The sequence below is a fragment of the Bradyrhizobium sp. SRS-191 genome, from assembly GCF_024586915.1.
Classification (GTDB): domain Bacteria; phylum Pseudomonadota; class Alphaproteobacteria; order Rhizobiales; family Xanthobacteraceae; genus Bradyrhizobium.
The window spans coordinates 220,534-235,575 of the sequence record NZ_JANBVS010000009.1; the positions used below are offsets into that span (position 1 = coordinate 220,534).

The 15,042-nt window shown below is 66.8% G+C and carries 10 protein-coding genes; 4 read left to right on the forward strand and 6 right to left on the reverse strand.

Going from position 1 to position 15,042, the window contains the following annotated elements:
• Positions 1–18 precede the first annotated feature (18 nt).
• The 3 genes from NLR35_RS18450 to NLR35_RS18460 are packed head-to-tail and all read left to right on the forward strand — an operon-like array spanning position 19 to position 3,206.
• Complete coding sequence (locus tag NLR35_RS18450; RefSeq protein WP_006611815.1) at positions 19–498, forward strand: MarR family winged helix-turn-helix transcriptional regulator; 480 nt, start codon at positions 19–21, stop codon at positions 496–498.
• Positions 491–1,648 (forward strand): HlyD family secretion protein, encoded by a 1,158-nt coding sequence (locus NLR35_RS18455; RefSeq protein WP_257167939.1) that lies wholly within the window; start codon positions 491–493, stop codon positions 1,646–1,648. Before NLR35_RS18450 ends, NLR35_RS18455 begins: the two co-directional genes overlap by 8 nt.
• A 1-nt stretch (position 1,649) precedes the next feature.
• Positions 1,650–3,206: a DHA2 family efflux MFS transporter permease subunit gene (locus NLR35_RS18460; protein ID WP_257167940.1), complete on the forward strand. Its 1,557-nt coding sequence runs from the start codon at positions 1,650–1,652 to the stop codon at positions 3,204–3,206.
• 576 nt (positions 3,207–3,782) lie between these two features.
• On the opposite strand, the gene NLR35_RS18465 is transcribed toward NLR35_RS18460, so the two are convergent.
• The 6 genes from NLR35_RS18465 to pcaF form a co-directional block, all read right to left on the reverse strand.
• Positions 3,783–5,495, reverse strand: a complete 1,713-nt coding sequence (locus tag NLR35_RS18465) for a flotillin family protein (protein WP_257167941.1) — start codon at positions 5,493–5,495, stop codon at positions 3,783–3,785.
• An 8-nt stretch (positions 5,496–5,503) separates the two neighbouring features.
• On the reverse strand, positions 5,504–6,169 hold the full coding sequence (locus NLR35_RS18470; protein WP_257167942.1) for a YqiJ family protein: 666 nt from the start codon (positions 6,167–6,169) through the stop codon (positions 5,504–5,506).
• A gap of 22 nt (positions 6,170–6,191) precedes the next feature.
• Complete coding sequence (locus NLR35_RS18475; protein ID WP_257167943.1) at positions 6,192–7,373, reverse strand: PspA/IM30 family protein; 1,182 nt, start codon at positions 7,371–7,373, stop codon at positions 6,192–6,194.
• A 251-nt stretch (positions 7,374–7,624) separates the two neighbouring features.
• Positions 7,625–8,689, reverse strand: a complete 1,065-nt coding sequence (locus tag NLR35_RS18480; protein WP_257167944.1) for an ecdysteroid 22-kinase family protein — start codon at positions 8,687–8,689, stop codon at positions 7,625–7,627.
• Positions 8,690–9,070: 381 nt separating this feature from the next.
• A complete protein-coding gene (locus tag NLR35_RS18485) occupies positions 9,071–9,964 on the reverse strand; it encodes a dioxygenase (RefSeq protein ID WP_257167945.1) in 894 nt (297 codons plus the stop codon).
• 309 nt (positions 9,965–10,273) lie between these two features.
• Positions 10,274–11,482: a 3-oxoadipyl-CoA thiolase gene (gene pcaF, locus NLR35_RS18490; protein ID WP_257167946.1), complete on the reverse strand. Its 1,209-nt coding sequence runs from the start codon at positions 11,480–11,482 to the stop codon at positions 10,274–10,276.
• Between the two features lie 502 nt (positions 11,483–11,984).
• On the opposite strand from pcaF, the gene mutS reads away from it, so the two are divergent.
• Positions 11,985–14,729 (forward strand): DNA mismatch repair protein MutS, encoded by a 2,745-nt coding sequence (gene mutS / locus NLR35_RS18495; protein ID WP_257167947.1) that lies wholly within the window; start codon positions 11,985–11,987, stop codon positions 14,727–14,729.
• The last annotated feature ends 313 nt before the right edge of the window (positions 14,730–15,042 follow it).

The following is a 15,042-nucleotide window of genomic DNA, read 5'->3' on the forward strand; positions in this document are numbered from 1 at the left end:
CCCCGAATCGAGATCCCCATGAGCCGCACCTCCGCGGACGCGAACTTCCTGTTTACGCTCGGCGAGCTGCAGCGCCTCGTGCGCGCCTATGCCGACAAGGAGGCCGCGCGTTTCGGCATGACCCGGGCGCAATGGGCCGTGCTGGCCAAGGTCGAGCGCAACGAGGGCATGAAGCAGTCCGAGCTCGCCGAACAGCTGGAGATGCAGCCGATCACCCTGACGCGGCTGATCGACAAGCTGGCGGAAGCCGGCCTGATCGAGCGCCGCGGCGACGACACCGATCGTCGCGTCAACCGGCTGTATCTGAAAAAGGCCGCGCGGCCGCTGCTCGCCAAGCTCGGTGTGCTCAAGGCCGAGCTGACCGACACCGCCCTTCAGGGCATCAGCGCCGGCGATGCCGAGCGGCTGATGACCCATCTCGAAGCCATCAAAGAAAATGTGAGAAACGCCCTGCAGTCGCTGTGCGACGAGCAGCGAAAGGAGCAGCGCTATGGCTGAGCCCGCCCTGAAACTCGCCCCCGAACAGAAGGCCAGCCCGGATGCGGCGGCGCCGGCGACCGCGGCTTCGAAGCCGGCGCGCCCCGGAGTCCTGCGCCGCTATCGCCGCACGCTCCTGCTGGTCGTGCTGCCGCTGCTCGCCGCGATCGGCGGTCTCGTGCTGTATCTCAACGGCGGCCGCTACGTGACCACCGACGACGCCTATGTCGGCGCGCAGAAGGTGCTCATCACGCCCGATATCTCCGGCAAGATCATCAAGGTGGTCGTGAAGGAAGCCCAGCAGGTCCAGAAGGGCGACGAGCTGTTCGAGATTGATCCGGTGCCCTATCGCCTCGCGGTCGAGCAGGCCAAGGCGGCGCTGGCGCAGGCGCGCACTGCTTACGAGAACCTGACCGCCAACATCAAGATCTACGGCCAGATGCTCGACCTCGCCAATCAGGGCATCGACCTGAAGCAGAAGGATGTCGAGCGCAAGCAGACACTCGCCAAGAACAATTTCGGCTCGCAGCTCGATCTCGACAACGCCGCCAACGCGCTGGTGACGGCTGGCGCGCAGGCGCAGTTCATCAAGCAGCAGCTCTCCAATGCCCGGACCCAGCTGCTCGGCAATCCCGACCTGCCGCTGGAGGAATTCCCGCCCTACGTCCAGGCCAAGGCCAAGCTCGATGATGCCCAGCGCGATCTCGACCACACCACGTTGCGCGCGCCGATGCCGGGCATCGCTACGCAAGTGGACCAGATCCAGCTCGGCCGCTTCGTCGCCGCGGGCACGCCGGTGTTCTCGGTGATCGACATCAGCAATCCCTGGGTCGACGCCAATCCGAAGGAGAGCGACTTCACCTATGTCGCGGTCGGCCAGCCGGTCGAGCTCGACGTCGACGCGTTTCCGAACCACCGCTTCAAGGGCACGGTCGGCTCGCTGTCGCCGGGCACCGGCGCGCAATTCGCGATCCTGCCACCGCAGAACGCCACCGGCAATTTCGTCAAGGTGGTGCAGCGCGTGCCGGTGCGGATCACTTTCGACAAGAACGACAAATTCGTCGCCAGGCTCAAGGCCGGGATGAGCGTCAATGTGTCGATCGACACCGGCCACGAGCGGACGCTCGCTGGGCTGTTCGGATCGGCGCACGCGGCCAACAAGGACGAGTAGCATGAGCGCGCCTGCAGCCTCATCGGCGGTTCCGGGCTTTCGCCGGAACATGGTGACGATCTGCGCCATGACGGCGACGATCATGCAGGCGCTCGACACCACCATCGCCAACGTCGCGCTGCCCTACATGCAGGGCACGCTGTCGGCCTCGACCGACCAGATCAACTGGGTGCTGACGTCCTACATCGTGGCGGCGGCGATCATGACTGCGCCGGTGGGGTGGATCGCCAACCGCTTCGGCCGCAAGCGCACCTTCATCATCTGCTCGGCCGGCTTCACCATCGCCTCGGTGATGTGCGGGCTGGCACAGGACATCACGCAGATGGTGCTGTTCCGGCTGTTGCAGGGCGTGTTCGGCGCCTCGCTGGTGCCGCTGTCGCAGGCCGTGATGCTCGACTCCTACGCGCTGCACGAGCGCGCCAAGGCGATGGCGATCTGGGGCATGGGCGTGATGCTCGGCCCGATCATGGGGCCGTCGCTCGGCGCCTGGCTGACCGAGACCTATTCCTGGCACTGGGTGTTCTTCGTCAACCTGCCGTTCGGCGCGGTCACCGTGCTCGGGCTGATGGCGTTCATGGAGGAGACCAAGCCCAATGCCGAGCTGACCTTCGACTGGTTCGGCTTCATGGCGCTCGCCATCGGCATCGGCTCGCTGCAGATCGCGCTCGACCGCGGCGAGGACCAGGGCTGGCTGGAGAGCAACGAGATCATCATCGAGTTCATCGTCGCCGCCGTCGGCTTCTACTACTTCCTGGCGCATTCGCTGACGACGAAGCGGCCGTTCATCCAGTTCGCGCTGTTCAAGGACCGCAACTTCGTCGGCGGCTGCGTGTTCATGACGGTGATGGGCCTGGTGCTGTTCTCCACCATGGCGCTGTCCTCGCCGTATCTGCAGAACGTCATCGGCTATCCCATCATCACCGCCGGCGTGCTGCTCGCCACCCGCGGCTGCGGCACTTTCGCGGCGATGATGCTGGTCGGGCGCATGCTCCGCTACATCGAGGCGCGGACGCTGATCATCGTCGGCCTGTCCCTGACCGCGCTGTCGCTGTTCCAGATGACGGCGTGGACCGACCAGACCGGCGTGCCCGAGATCATCACCATCAGCATCATGCAGGGCTTCGGCTTCGGCCTCGTCTTCGTGCCGCTGTCGACGGTGGCGTTCCTCACCCTGCCCGGCGAGCTGCGCACCGACGGAACCTCGATGCTGACTTTGGTGCGAAATGTCGCGAGCTCGATCGGCATTTCGATTGCGATCGCGCAACTGACCGAGGGAACGCGGCGGAACCACGCGATCCTGGTCGAGCACATCAACCCGTTCAATCACGCTTTGCAGATGCCCAACGTGGCCGGGCTGCTGAACCTCTCGACCGATGCCGGTCGTGCAATGGCCGATGCGATGGTGATGGTGCAGGCGCAGATCCTGGCGTTCTCGCACGATTACCAGCTGGTGATGACGTTCATCCTGGTCTCGATCCCGCTCGCTGTCATGATCGGCTCGACCCGCACCGCGCTGCGCGCGCAATCCGCGCCGGCCGATCATGCCGTGATGGAGTAGACTTTCCGGCGGACGGGACGTGCGATGTTCGGACGCAGTGTGGCGGGAGTAGCAAAAAGGTGACCGCGACGTGATGGATTTGTAACTTCAATCCGGCGCGTTTCTCGCTATCTTATCAAGACCCCACTCGGTTCTCTGCGTATGAGTTGCGCGCAGGGACTGCACGTCATGAGCGCCCCACTCGTGATGTGCCGGGCGGGGGCGGTGGCTCCTCCAGCGCCGCCCCCAGCCCCCGGGGGATTTGTCCAGCGCATGGCGCCCCTGTCCGCACCGACCAAAGTTTCCCGGCGGACGTCAACTCTCTCATCATCACGATCGTTGTTCGTCGCGCGACCGGATCAACGTCCAGCCTGCCCCAAGTGAGATCACGCGGTATGGGTCCCGGATCTGCGCCCGCCAACGCTGCGCGTTGGCGGGCTTGTCCAGGACGACAGCTTTGGGTGTCGCCAACAGTTTGCTTATCGAGCCAGCTTGGTCCTCGCCGCCCACTCCAATCTCCGCCGTCGTCCCGGCGAACGCCGGGACCCAGACCGCGTGATCTCTCTTGAGGCAGGCTGATCGTTGATCCCGATCGACTTACGGCGACGGGGCCGACACCGTCAGCGGTTCAACGGTCGCCGCGCCATTCGCGTTCTTTCCCTCCGCCTTCGGCATGACCACACCCGCCAACGCCTGCACCGGATCGTCGCCCGGTTTGAAGCCGGACTGCACCAGGATCTCGTCGATCAAGGGCTTGAGCGCATGCACGCGCAGCAGTTCGCCGGCGAGGCCTTCGCCGAAGCCGACATTGCCGCCACCTCCCGCACCATTGCCGTTGCCGCCGAAGGCGCCGCCGGTGTGCAGGATGCGGACGTCCTTGAGGTTGGCGATCGGCTTGACCATCTCGCCGAGCGCGGCCGGCATCGTCGCGATGCGCTGCTTGGCGAGCTCGAAATCGATCACGTTGCTGCCGAGCTTGTTCTGCGCCTCGTTCTTCAACAGGATGACCGCGGCTTCCGCCTCGCCGATCTCGCGCACGCCGACGGCCTTGATCTTGTTGGCCTCGGCCTCCGCTTCGGCGAGCGTCTTGGCCGCCTCGCCGCGATCGACCGCGGCGCGCTTCTCGGCCTCGGCTGCGACCGTGATCCCGGTCGAGCGCTGCTCGGCCTCCTTCCGCGCGGCCATGACTGCGGTCTGCCGTTCGCGGTCGGCGATCTCGATCGCGCGTGCCGTCGTCACCTTTTCCTCCGCGGAGACGGCGAGCGCCTCGGCCTGCTTGGCCACCGCGCGCGCCTCCGAGGTTTCCTTGCTCTTGCTCGCGATCTGGATGTCGTTGTCCTGCGTCGCGATCTGAATCTCGCGATCGGCGTCGGTCTTGCGCCGGTTGATGGCGAGGTTGGATTCGATCGCTGCGGTCTCGCGCACCTTCAACGCTTCCGCCTCGCGCTGGGCGATCCTCTGCTGCGCCTCGATGCGCGCATTCTCCTCGGTCTGCCACGCCGTTTGCGTCGCGCTCGCCACCTCGGCGCGGGTGCTCGCGGTCTTGTTGGCGATGTCGCGCTCCTGGCTGAGCTCGGCCTCCTTCTTGGTGCGCTCGATCTGCAAGGTGAGCTGGCGTGCCTCGAGGTCCTTCTGGGCAATCGCCACCTCATTGTCGCGCACGATCGCGTTGCGGTCGCGGCGCCGCGTTTCGGTCACGGTCTTCAGCAAGGTGAGGCCTTCGGCATCGAAGAAATTCTCGGCGTTGAAGAAGGAGATGTCGGTCTGATCGAGCTTCGTCAGCGACACCGATTCGAGTTCCAGACCATTCGACTGCACATCGGCTTCGACCGCGGCCTGGACATGCTTGACGAAATCGGAGCGCTTCTCCTGCAGCTCCATGAGCTCCATCGTCGCCGAGACCGAGCGCAGGCCGTCGACGAACTTGGCCTCGACCTGGTCGCGCAGCAGTTCGGCATTGTTGGTGACGGCGCCGAGCGTTTGCGCGGCGAGCGCGATCGAATCGACATCCGGCTTCACACGGACATAGAACTCGGCGTCGATGTCGACGCGCATGCGGTCCTTGGTGATCAGCGAGTCCTTCTTGGAGCGCTCGACCCGCAGCCGCAGCGTCTTCAGGTTCACGCGCGCAACCGAATGGAAGATCGGCAACACGACGGCGCCGCCGTCGAGCACGACCTTCTTGCCGCCGAGGCCGGTGCGCACGAAGGCCTCGTCGCGGGTGGAGCGGTGATAGAGCACGGCGAATACCGTGCCGAGGACGACCAGCAGCGTGACGCCGATCGAGGCGGGAACAATCAGATCGAACATGGCAGAGATCACTTTCTGGACGACGAGTCCGGTTGTGATGTGAGGAGCTCGTCGACGGCTGCGATCGCGATGAAGCGGCCATCCTTGCGGTCGACGAGAAGAACCGATGCGCCCACCGGCAGCGGCGGCGAGTCAGGCGCCGCCGAGGCCGTCACCGCATGCCAATTGCCGTGCACGTCCTTGACGCGGACGCGGCCGGGCAGCCCGCCGTCGAGCGGGCCGACCGCGACCTCGCCGGTACGACCGACCAGATCGGACAGGCCGACGGCATAGCTCTCGTCCTGCGGGATGAGCCGCGCCGCATAGCGCGTCGAGCTGCGCAGCAGCGGCACCGTGGCGACAGCGGCGAGCACGCCTGCGGCCGAGGCCGGCAGCGGCAACGCAAGCAGCCGCGCGACATCATGGATGAGAAAGCCAGTGATCGAGAAGATGCCGAGCCCGAGCAGGATGCAGATCATCAGCGGTACGCCGCCGACATTGATCCAGGACAGCACGTGACTGATCCCCGTGCCGCTGCCGTCGTGCCCGAGATCGACGGTCTGTCCGAGCAGCTCGCTGATCGACAGGCCGAGCAGCATCGAGCCGATCTCGACGCCGCCGACCAGCACGATCATCATGGCGGCAACCGCGAACGGTCGCACCTCGGGTTGCATGAAATGGTCGATGATGGTCATGGGACGACGCGCCCCTGCCCGCTCAATTCTGCGACTTCAAGCGCGCCAGCCGCTCGGCAATGTCCTTGTCGCGCTTCAGCTTCGACAATTCGTCGATGTCGGGTGACGGGGGAATACCCTCCGGCACGCCGGTGGCGCGGGCAATCGCGCGCGATGCGCGCGTGGCCTTTGCAAGGCCGGCATCATGTGCTTTGCGCGACGCGGTCTTGGGCTGAGCGGTCTTGGGCTGAGCGGCCAAGGCCTCGCTGCGTTCGAGCTCGGCGAGGCGCGCCTGCGCGTCCTGCAGGCTGGAGAGGATCGCTCGCAGGCTCGTCAGCACCGCATCGACCCGCTCGGCATTCTCGTCGATCGCCTTCGACAGCACCTCGAACTGCGCCTCGAGATCCATCTGCCGGGCGATGCCGGCACGGGCCAGATCGTCGCGATTCTCGGTAATGGCGAGGCGTATCTGCTCGGCCAGGACGCCGGTCTCGCGCTCGATCTCGGCACGGCGCGCGTTGAGCCGATACTCCTCGGCGCGCGCGCCGGCCAGGCTGTCGCGCTGCTCGCGTTCCGCCTGCTCGATTTCGCGGATCGCCTGCCTGACCAGCGCAACCCGGTTCTTGTCCTCGGCCTTCTCGATCGCGCCATAGGCGATCCCGGCGATGAGGCGCCCGGCGCGTGACAGGAGCGTGTCGGGGGCCGGCGCGTGTTCGGCGAGCATGACGGTGTCCTTTCGTGGGCTGAGATGGGCTTGTGAGGCGGTGACGCCGAAAGCGATTTCGAAGTCACCGTCGGTGGTGCGGACAAGCTGCGCTTGTGTCGCGTGGGGCCAGCCGGCGGCATAGCCGGTCACCTCGAAGGGAATCGTGAAGCGGCCGAGCACGGTGCCGAGCGACAGCGTGGCCGCGTCCCTGACATTCACCAATCGGTCGTCGAGCGGCAGCCGCGGATTCGATGCGGCGCGATAGGCGGCGCGATCGCGCAGGCCGAGCGTGACCAGCCGTGACGGCAGCCGGGTGGCCTTGCGAATGGGTTCATAGGCATGGCCGTGCAGCGCGACGAGGTTGGCGCCGATGCCATTGGCGGCGGCGATCTCGTCGAGCATGTCCATCATCCGGGCATAGTCGGCAAAGGTCGCCTCGATCGCATCCCGCGCCTCCGGGGAGAGCAGGAGGCGGTAGCGAACAGCCTGATCGTGAACGTTTCCGGCCATGGAGAACATCAAAGCACAACTTATGTGCTTTAGCAAGTCACCCCTCGATCGAGAGATGCCGCACCCTTCCATGACCACGCCGAACGCGATGCCCATGTGGGTTTGTCGCGCCGACCCGATCCGGCGTTCTGAGCGGCGCGAACAATCTCTGGTGATCGTTAAGACGGCTCATCCGCGCAACGGCAGATGAGAAGCACTCGCGCGTGATGATGTTGCGATAACCGCCGAGCCAGTTCACCGGCTTCGGGTGCGGCGCGCGGTCAGTCCAGCAACTCGCGGCAACCGAGATCATCGAAGGCGAGGAAGATGCGCTCCAGATTGTTCCACCAGATCACCGGCGGAATCTGGATCGCCCATTGCCAGACCGGCTTGGCGACGTGCCAGAGCACGGCGAGCCGATAGTCGTGATCCAGCGCTGTCCGATCGTAGCCGGTCACGCCTTCTGCGGCCAATGTCCGATGATAGATGTCGAGCAGCGGGCGCTCGATCCGGGCCCGCCGTTCGGGATAGAGCTGCAGCGCGAGCATATAGGCGAGATCGTTGGCGGGCACGCCGACCCGCCACTGGTCGAAGTCAAACGCGCGCACGTCGTCGCGGCCTGAGGCCTTGGGCACCAGGAAATTCCAGACATGCGCGTCGCCGTGCAGGATGCTGAGGTTTCGCCGCGACACATGGCGCTCGGCGAGCCGTGGCGTTGCCGCCATCAGGCGCTCGTAGACGGCGCGCCGGTCGGCGCTCAGGCGGTCTCCCATGTCATCGGCGAAGCGTTGGTAGTGGCCGGCAAAGGTCCTGGCGCGCTCAGCCCTCTCGTCCGCCGTCGTGAAGCTGCCGATCGATACGCCAAGGCGCGGATCGTCCCACCACGCTGCATGCAGCCGCGCCAGCGCCCGCACGATGCCTTCGGCATGCAGGAGAGCCGGCGGCATCGGCCATGGCGTCGCCGTCTGGTGCGTGTCGGTGAGATCCTCGAGCAGCAAATGCCAGGTGAGCGCGGCCTCGTCCCATGCGCCGCCGTAAGATCCGGGCACCAGGCCCGCCGGCATCAGCCGCGCCAGCCCGCGATAGAAGTCGACCTCGTGGCGCCCGCCCCGCCACAACGTCTTGGCGAAGGCCGGCATCGGCGTTTTCAGGATCAGCGTCTCCGGCGCATCCGCGGCGGCGCCCCTATAGGACACAGCAAGGCGGATGATGCGCGACACGAGCATCGGCCGATCGCTGATCACGGCGACGTCGGAGACCACGCCGGACGCGAGCACGCCCGCCTCACGCATCGTCGCCGTCAAGGCGGCGGGCGCGGCAACGGATGGCAAGCCGGTCGAACACATGGGCGCGCCCCTGCTCGGGAGACGGGATCAACATACCTGCGGCGAACCTGCGCGCAAGGCTATTTGTTGGACAGGTCGACCTCACCCATGTCGCGCGCCGCGTAGATGACGCAGGGTGCCTCCTCGGTTCGCTTCGATTGCTGGGAGGCAGCATCCCCACGTCTGATGTCGTCCCGGCCAAGCCCTGGCGTCGCGCAGCGACGTCGGGGCGCAGAGCCGGGATCCATAACCACAGGCCGTGATGAGGCGAAGACTCGAAGTGGCGATCCTGCCTCAAGCGTCTCCCGGGAGTATGGGTCCCGGGTCGGCGCACGCCAGCGCTTCGCGCCGACGTGCTTGCCCGGGACGACACCGACTTTTGAAGCGATGAAGCTAGCTGCGCTACTTGATCGGCGCGCGCGGCAGCACTGTATCGCCGACTTCCATCCGGTAGACGTGATCGAGCGAGTACCAGGGCGCGGTGACGTCGGGCTCGGTCGGATGCGGCGCGTCGTGGCGAGTGAAATTGCCGAGCAGCGCCTTGGTGACGCCGAACTGGACATCGCTGTCGATGTGCGGGTCGTTGGGATCGTAGACCTGCGAGATCAGCACCTTGAAGCCTTGCTTGACGATCAACGCATGCAGATGCGCAGGACGATAGGGATGGCGGCCCTGCGCCTTCAGGAGACGGCCGACGACGCTGTCGGTCGGGATGGGATAGCCGACCATCATGACGGACCGAAACCAGAAGCGGCCGTCTTCATCGGTGGTGAGCTTGCCGCGCAGGTTCATGTCGGCCTGCTCGGGATCCTGGTTCTCGTAATAGCCGACGGGCGAGGCGTGCCAGACGTCGACCTCGGCGCCCGCGACGGGCGCTCCGTCGGGATCGACCACGCGTCCCTGCACGAACAGCGCCGGGCCCGGCGTCGACGAGCGCAGGATCGAGCCGCCATTCGCGGTCACGGGCGAGTTCAGCCGCCAGAACGGACCGAGCAGCGACTGCGCGGTCTCGGTGTTGCCGCCATCGCCATTGTTGAGCAGGCAGACCAGCGGCGAGACGCCAAGCGAGCCGGCCATCAGCACCACCTCGTTATGCGTGTCGTTGGTGCGCTGGCCGAGCTCGGCGATGAGCGCGGCGGCCTCGCGGAATTCTGCCTCGGTCAGCCTGACGTCGCGGACGAAGCCGTGCAGATGCTTGATCAGCGACAGCATGATCTCGCGCAGCCGCGGATTGGAGGTCTGCTCCATCACCGCCAGCACGGCCGGCGTGACGTCCTGTTCGCGCGAGATGGTCATCACTCGTTCTCCGTCATTCCGGGGCGACGCGTCAGCGTCGAACCCGGAATCTCGACATTGTTGGACTCATCTCCAGATTCCGGGTTCAGCCCTGCGGGCTGCCCCGGAATGACGAAGCGAATTGCGCTTCGTCAATCGATCGTCTCGAAGCAACGCCCTGTTCGCCGAGGATCGTCATAGCGGCGCTCTCGACTGCTTCCCCTCATGGTGAGGAGGCGCGAAGCGCCGTCTCGAACCATGAGGCCAGAGTTGGGCCTCATCCCTCGAGACGCCCGCCAAGCGGCAGGCTCCTCGGGATGAGGTGTGGGATCAGTTGATCATCTCGACGGCGAGCGCGACGCCCTGGCCGACGCCGACGCACATCGTGGCGAGCGCGCGCTTGCCGCCGCGGACTTCGAGGCCGTGCACGGCGGTCATCGCGATGCGCGCGCCGCTCATGCCGAGCGGATGGCCGAGCGCGATGGCGCCGCCATGCGGGTTGACGAAATCGGCATCCTCGGCGACGCCGAGCTGGCGCAGGCAGGCGATGCCCTGGGAGGCAAATGCCTCGTTGAGCTCGATCAGGTCGAAATCAGTGATCTTCAAGCCGAGCCGCTCCAGCAGCTTGCGCACGGCCGGCACCGGGCCGATGCCCATAATGCGCGGCGGCACGCCGGCCGAGGCGAGACCGAGCACGCGCGCGCGCGGCGTCAGGCCGTGCTTCTTCACTGCTGCTTCCGAGGCGAGGATCATGGCTGCGGCGCCGTCATTGACACCCGAGGCGTTGCCGGCGGTGACGGTGCCGGGATTGCGCACGATCGGCTTCAGCTTGGCGAGGCCTTCGAGCGTGGTCTCGGGCCGCGGATGCTCGTCCTTGTCGACGATCACAGGACCCGCCTTGCCGCCGGGCACGGACACGGGCGTGATCTCGGCGGCGAAATAGCCCGAGGCGATCGCCTGGCCGGCGCGCTGCTGGGAGCGGATCGCGAAGGCGTCCTGGTCCGCGCGCGACACCTGGAATTCCTCGGCGACGTTCTCGCCGGTCTCCGGCATCGAATCGACGCCATACTGCTGCTTCATCAGCGGATTGATGAAGCGCCAGCCGATCGTGGTGTCGAAGATCTCGGCCGAGCGCGAGAACGCTTCCGTGGCCTTGCCCTGCACAAACGGCGCGCGGGTCATCGATTCGACGCCGCCGGCGATCGCAAGGTCGACCTCGCCGGCGCGGATCGCACGGCCCGCGGCGCCGACCGCATCGAGGCCCGAGGCGCAGAGACGGTTGAGGGTCTGGCCGGGAATGGAGTCGGGAAGACCCGCGAGCAGCAGCGCCATGCGTGCGACGTTGCGGTTGTCCTCGCCGGCCTGGTTGGCGCAGCCGAAGAACACCTCGTCGACCGCGGCCCAGTCGAGATTCGGATGCTTGGCTTTCAGCGCCTTCAGCGGCGTCGCCGCGAGATCGTCGGTGCGCACCTTCGCCAGCGCGCCGCCGAAGCGCCCGATCGGGGTCCGCACCGCATCACAAATGAACACGTCTCGCATCGCTCTCTCCCGGGGGTGTTTCTGGTCAGAATTGACGGCGGTTTTAGGAGTGCGCCAAGAGGAGGTCAAATGACGGGGACGCGGGGTGATATGCGCTGAGATGGCCGTATGCGCTCGCTGCCGCCCCGCGATCGGTGCGCTCCCTCTCCCCGTTCTTCACGGGGAGAGGGTCGGGGTGAGGGGCAGCCGCACGGGAAGTGCCGCTTCCCGCGAAGAATCTCACCAATGCATCTGCGAGAATGCTCGAAGGCATGGAGCAGCCGTGCCCGTCCGATGGACCTTCGACTGGGCCACGCATGTGGCATGCCCCTCACCCGGATTGCTGCGCAATCCGACCTCTCCCCGCAAAGAGCGGGCAGAGGTTACACCGCCGCTGTCGCGCCGATCTGCTCCCTCGCACCATTCTTGCGGCCGCAACCGTGAGCAACACCCGTCGTGGAAAACCGGGACATCGCCTGCAAAGCGGTAGGACCGTCCGGGCAAATTGGCTAGTTTCCGCGCCATGACGATCCAGCAGCCCATCTCCGCCCCGGTTCCGCAAGAGTCAGCGCCCGGCGCCGCGCCCGCCGAGGCGCCGGCCAAGCTCACGCCGATGATGGAGCAATATCTCGACATCAAGGCCGCTCATCCCGGATTGATGCTGTTCTACCGGATGGGCGATTTCTACGAGCTGTTCTTCGAGGACGCCGAGGTCGCCTCGAAAGCGCTCGGCATCGTGCTGACCAAGCGCGGCAAGCATCAGGGCCAGGACATCCCGATGTGCGGCGTGCCGGTCGAACGCTCCGAGGACTATCTGCACCGGCTGATCGCGCAGGGCATCCGCGTCGCGGTCTGCGAGCAGATGGAGGATCCGGCGGCGGCCCGGGCGCGCGGCAACAAGAGCGTGGTCAAGCGCGGCGTGGTGCGCGTGGTGACGCCGGGCACGCTCACCGAAGACAACCTGCTCGACGCGCGCGCCAACAACTATCTTCTGTCGATCGCGCGCAGCCGTGGTTCATCCGGCGGCGACCGGCTCGGCCTCGCCTGGATCGACATCTCGACCTCGGACTTCATCGTCACCGAATGCGCGTTCGCCGAGCTCACTGCGACGCTCGCGCGGATCAATCCGAACGAGGTCATCGTCTCCGACGCGCTGTATTCGGACGAAGCGTTCGAGCCGGTGCTGCGCGAGCTCGCCGCGGTGACGCCGCTGACCCGCGACGTGTTCGACGGCGCCACCGCCGAGCGGCGGCTGTGCGACTATTTCGCGGTCGCCACGATGGACGGGCTCGCCGTGTTGTCGCGGCTTGAAGCCACCGCGGCCGCCGCCTGCGTCACTTATGTCGAGCGTACACAAGTCGGCCAGCGCCCGCCGCTGGCCCCGCCCGCGCGCGAGGCCACCGGCAGCACCATGGCGATCGATCCGGCGACGCGCGCCAATCTCGAGCTGACGCGGACGCTGGCCGGCGAGCGGCGCGGCTCGCTGCTCGACGCGATCGACTGCACGGTGACCTCGGCCGGCTCGCGGCTGCTCGCCCAGCGCCTTGCCGCGCCGCTGACGGAGCCGGCGCAGATCGGACGAAGGCTCGATGCCGTCAACGTGTTCGTCGCCGACAGCGCCGCGCGCGAGGACATCCGCTCGATCCTGCGCGGCGCGCCGGACATGACGCGCGCGATGGCCCGGCTGTCGGTCGGCCGCGGCGGCCCGCGCGATCTGGCCGCCTTGCGCGACGGCATCCTCGCCGCCGACCAGGCGCTGGCGCGGCTCTCCGCGCTCGCTGAGCCACCACAGGAGATCGCGTCCGTGATGGCCGCGCTGGCGCGGCCGGCGCGGACGCTTGCCGACGAATTCGCCCGCGCGCTCGACGAGCAGCTGCCGCTGATCAAGCGCGACGGCGGCTTCGTGCGAGCAGGCTATGATGCGACGCTCGACGAGACGCGCAATCTGCGCGACGCCTCGCGGCTCGTCGTCGCCTCGATGCAGGCGCGCTACGCCGACCAGACCGGCGTCAAGGCGCTCAAGATCCGGCACAACAACGTGCTCGGCTATTTCGTCGAGGTCACCGCGCAGCACGGCGACAAGCTGATGTCTCAGCCGTTGAACGCGACCTTCATCCATCGCCAGACGCTGGCGGGACAGGTGCGCTTCACGACGTCCGAGCTCGGCGAGATCGAGGCCAAGATCGCCAATGCCGGCGAGCGCGCGCTCAATCTCGAACTCGAGATCTTCGACCGTCTCTGCGCACAGGCGCTGGCGATCGGCGACGATCTGCGCGCCGCCGCGCATGGCTTTGCGATGCTCGATGTCGCGACCGCACTCGCCAAGCTCGCGGTCGACGACAACTACGTCCGCCCAGAGGTCGACGGCTCGCTCGGCTTCGCCATCGAGGGCGGCCGCCATCCGGTGGTCGAGCAGGCGCTGAAGCGCGAGGGCCAACCGTTCATCGCCAATTCCTGCGATCTGTCGCCGACGCCCGGACACAAGAGCGGCCAGCTGTGGCTGCTGACCGGCCCGAACATGGCCGGCAAATCGACCTTCCTGCGCCAGAACGCGCTGATTGCCTTGCTCGCGCAGATCGGCAGCTTCGTGCCGGCGAGCCGGGCGCGCATCGGCATCGTCGACCGGCTGTTCTCGCGCGTCGGCGCGGCCGATGACCTCGCACGCGGACGCTCGACCTTCATGGTCGAGATGGTCGAGACCGCGGCGATTTTGAACCAAGCCGGTGAGCGCGCGCTGGTCATTCTCGACGAGATCGGCCGCGGCACCGCGACGTTCGACGGTCTCTCCATTGCCTGGGCCGCGATCGAGCATCTGCACGAGAGCAACCGCTGCCGCACGCTGTTCGCGACGCATTATCACGAACTGACCGCACTCGCCGCCAAGCTGCCGCGACTGTTCAACGCCACGGTGCGGGTCAAGGAATGGCAGGGCGACGTGGTGTTCCTGCACGAGGTGCTGCCCGGCTCCGCCGACCGCTCCTACGGCATCCAGGTCGCCAAGCTCGCCGGCCTGCCGCCGGCCGTGATCAACCGCGCCAAGTCGGTGCTGGCGAAGCTGGAGGCCGCCGATCGCGGCCAGAACGCGCGCGCGCTGGTCGACGACCTCCCGCTGTTCGCGGTCCCGTCGCGCGCGGCTGTGGAGCCGGCGATGTCGAAGGAGACGGAAGAGCTGATCGCCGCGGTGAAAGATCTGCATCCGGATGAGATGACGCCGCGCGAGGCGCTGGACGCGCTGTATCGGCTGAAGGCCAAGCTGCCGAACAAATAGTTGCTGCCGTTCCGGGGCGCGCGCGGCGCGAGCCCGGAATCCATCTCACCACGGTGCTTGCAGCTCAATAGATTCCGGACTCGCGCTCCGCGCGCCCCGGAATGACCCTGGTGGGGAGGCAGGCAGCTCGGCCCGCACTCTCCGTCATTGCGAGGCGCCCCTTGCGCCGAAGCAATCCAGAGTCCCACCCGAGCCCCTGGATTGCGTCGCTTCGCTCGCAATGACGAAGGAGGGAGCGATCGAGGTTACGGCGATTTGTTGCACGGATCGCGACCGGAGCTATAAGTCCGCTTGTCAGCAATGCTCGAAGCGG

Coding starts and splice junctions, on each gene's coding strand:
- mutS (WP_257167947.1), top strand. CDS start 11,985: ATGACGATCCAGCAGCCCATCTCCGCCCCGGTTCCGCAAGAGTCAGCG.
- NLR35_RS18475 (WP_257167943.1), bottom strand. CDS start 7,373: ATGTTCTCCATGGCCGGAAACGTTCACGATCAGGCTGTTCGCTACCGC.
- NLR35_RS18465 (WP_257167941.1), bottom strand. CDS start 5,495: ATGTTCGATCTGATTGTTCCCGCCTCGATCGGCGTCACGCTGCTGGTC.
- NLR35_RS18455 (WP_257167939.1), top strand. CDS start 491: ATGGCTGAGCCCGCCCTGAAACTCGCCCCCGAACAGAAGGCCAGCCCG.
- NLR35_RS18450 (WP_006611815.1), top strand. CDS start 19: ATGAGCCGCACCTCCGCGGACGCGAACTTCCTGTTTACGCTCGGCGAG.
- NLR35_RS18470 (WP_257167942.1), bottom strand. CDS start 6,169: ATGACCATCATCGACCATTTCATGCAACCCGAGGTGCGACCGTTCGCG.
- pcaF (WP_257167946.1), bottom strand. CDS start 11,482: ATGCGAGACGTGTTCATTTGTGATGCGGTGCGGACCCCGATCGGGCGC.
- NLR35_RS18480 (WP_257167944.1), bottom strand. CDS start 8,689: ATGTGTTCGACCGGCTTGCCATCCGTTGCCGCGCCCGCCGCCTTGACG.
- NLR35_RS18485 (WP_257167945.1), bottom strand. CDS start 9,964: ATGACCATCTCGCGCGAACAGGACGTCACGCCGGCCGTGCTGGCGGTG.
- NLR35_RS18460 (WP_257167940.1), top strand. CDS start 1,650: ATGAGCGCGCCTGCAGCCTCATCGGCGGTTCCGGGCTTTCGCCGGAAC.